The 2,275-nt window shown below is 54.1% G+C and carries 2 protein-coding genes; one reads left to right on the top strand and one right to left on the bottom strand.

Going from position 1 to position 2,275, the window contains the following annotated elements; translation table 11 throughout:
• The coding region (locus QMN93_RS25760; protein WP_278184498.1) for a hypothetical protein at window positions 1–247 on the bottom strand (247 nt) is incomplete at its 3' end.
• Window positions 248–675: 428 nt separating this feature from the next.
• Here QMN93_RS25760 and ltrA point away from each other — a divergent pair.
• On the top strand, window positions 676–2,184 hold the full coding sequence (gene ltrA, locus QMN93_RS25755; protein ID WP_001189111.1) for a group II intron reverse transcriptase/maturase: 1,509 nt from the start codon (window positions 676–678) through the stop codon (window positions 2,182–2,184).
• Window positions 2,185–2,275: the final 91 nt, after the last annotated feature.

The following is a 2,275-nucleotide window of genomic DNA, read 5'->3' as shown; positions in this document are numbered from 1 at the left end:
TATAGTGTGCCCGGAGTTCAGGGCGGGCATGGATGCTTAAATGAACCGCGAGTCTGTCTGGAATATTGAACCGGTAACTCACGATGAGAAACCCAACAATCCCACCGGGTGTGACGGTGGAGAACCTGAGCGGCAGTGACCTGCGGCATGCCCGCAGGGTGATGTAACCCGCTGACAACGGGGATTGAGGCGAGATCACTAAGCCGAGATGATCCTCAAGGTTAAGTACTGAAAGGCTGAAGAACATGAACCCGTTAATCCGCCTCTGTGGGTTGAAAACGTCACCACGGCCTACGTGATCTGACAGGCCGTGCAGGAGGAACTGGCAGTGATACGTAAGCACTGCCGGTCGAAGGTGTTTTGACATGTATGCGAAACACCGGGGCAGCAGCGTCTATCACGCTTGCGTTGCTGACTTCTGCCAACTTGCGGCAAGCAAGGATAAAGAGTGCGACGGGCAGCCTCCTCAGTATGCCTGAGTCCAGGCAGGTAAACCGGGGAAGGTCAGCGACGGATGTTAAGGGGGCATGGCTCCGATGACGCGCTGGCTGGCGGAGCTTCCGTAGTAGTCCGCGATGGGGAAAGCCCATTACATGGCGAAGGGAAGCAGTTTGAATGTGTTTGCGACGTGAATTAACTGACCTAACGAGGTGAAGACCTTTGATAATCAGCGAAATGCAACGCAAGCTTGCCACATGGGCAGCCACCGATCCGTCCCTACGGATTCAACGGCTGCTGCGTCTGATAACACAACCAGAATGGCTGGCTGAAGCGGCGCGGATCACGCTTTCATCAAAGGGGGCCCATACCCCCGGCGTTGATGGCGTGAACAAAACAATGCTACAGGCCAGACTGGCTGTTGAGCTGCAAATCCTCAGGGATGAATTACTCTCAGGCCACTACCAGCCCTTGCCCGCCAGACGGGTTTACATCCCTAAAAGCAACGGCAAACTGCGACCACTGGGTATCCCCGCGTTGCGGGATCGTATTGTTCAGCGGGCCATGCTGATGGCGATGGAGCCGATATGGGAGAGTGATTTTCATACGCTCTCATATGGCTTCCGGCCTGAGCGCAGTGTCCACCACGCGATCCGCACGGTGAAATTACAGCTCACAGACTGTGGTGAAACCCGGGGACGCTGGGTGATTGAAGGCGACCTGTCCAGTTACTTCGACACCGTACATCATCGACTGCTGATGAAGGCTGTACGCCGCAGGATCAGTGACGCACGTTTCATGACTCTGCTGTGGAAAACCATCAAGGCGGGACATATCGATGTCGGTCTCTTTCGGGCGGCCAGTGAAGGTGTACCACAGGGCGGTGTTATATCGCCGCTATTATCGAACATCATGCTGAATGAGTTCGATCAATACCTGCATGAGCGCTACCTGAGCGGGAAAGCCAGAAAAGATCGGTGGTACTGGAATAACAGTATCCAACGGGGCCGAAGTACGGCGGTCAGAGAAAACTGGCAGTGGAAACCCGCGGTGGCGTACTGCCGCTATGCCGATGATTTTGTCCTCATCGTCAAAGGCACCAAAGCACAGGCGGAAGCCATCAGGGAGGAGTGTCGGGGTGTGCTCGAAGGCAGTCTGAAACTCAGGCTGAACATGGATAAGACTAAAATCACCCATGTTAATGACGGCTTTATCTTTCTGGGGCACAGGATCATTCGCAAACGCAGTCGTTATGGCGAGATGCGAGTGGTCTCAACGATCCCGCAGGAGAAAGCCAGAAACTTCGCCGCATCGCTGACAGCACTGTTATCAGGCAACTACAGTGAAAGCAAAGTCGATATGGCTGAACAACTCAACCGAAAACTGAAAGGCTGGGCCATGTTCTATCAGTTCGTTGATTTTAAGGCCAAAGTCTTCAGTTATATCGACCGTGTCGTGTTCTGGAAGCTGGCTCACTGGCTGGCCCGCAAATACCGTACAGGTATCGCTTCCCTGATGAGGTGGTGGTGTAAATCACCGAAACCGGGTCAGAGCAAAACGTGGGTTTTATTTGGTAAAACCAATCACGGCAAGCTCAGCGGCGAAATACTGTACCGGTTGGTGGGGCAAGGCAAGAAGCTGTTCCGCTGGCGGCTACCCGAAGGTAATCCCTATCTGAGGACGGAGACCAGAAACACGTATACATCGCGCTTTACAGAAGTGGCAATGGCGTTCGCCAGCATTTAAATGGAGAGCCGGATGCGCTGAAAGGTGCACGTCCGGTTCGGGGAGGAGAGGCAGGGAAATAGTCCGACTACGCCCTGCCTCTTACTCTACT

Origin of the sequence: Enterobacter sp. R-1.6.2 (assembly GCF_035064085.1) — a bacterium.
In the GTDB taxonomy this organism is placed as follows: domain Bacteria; phylum Pseudomonadota; class Gammaproteobacteria; order Enterobacterales; family Enterobacteriaceae; genus Enterobacter; species Enterobacter asburiae_B.
Note: the sequence above shows the minus strand (reverse complement) of the source record. Positions and strands in the feature narration are given on the sequence as shown.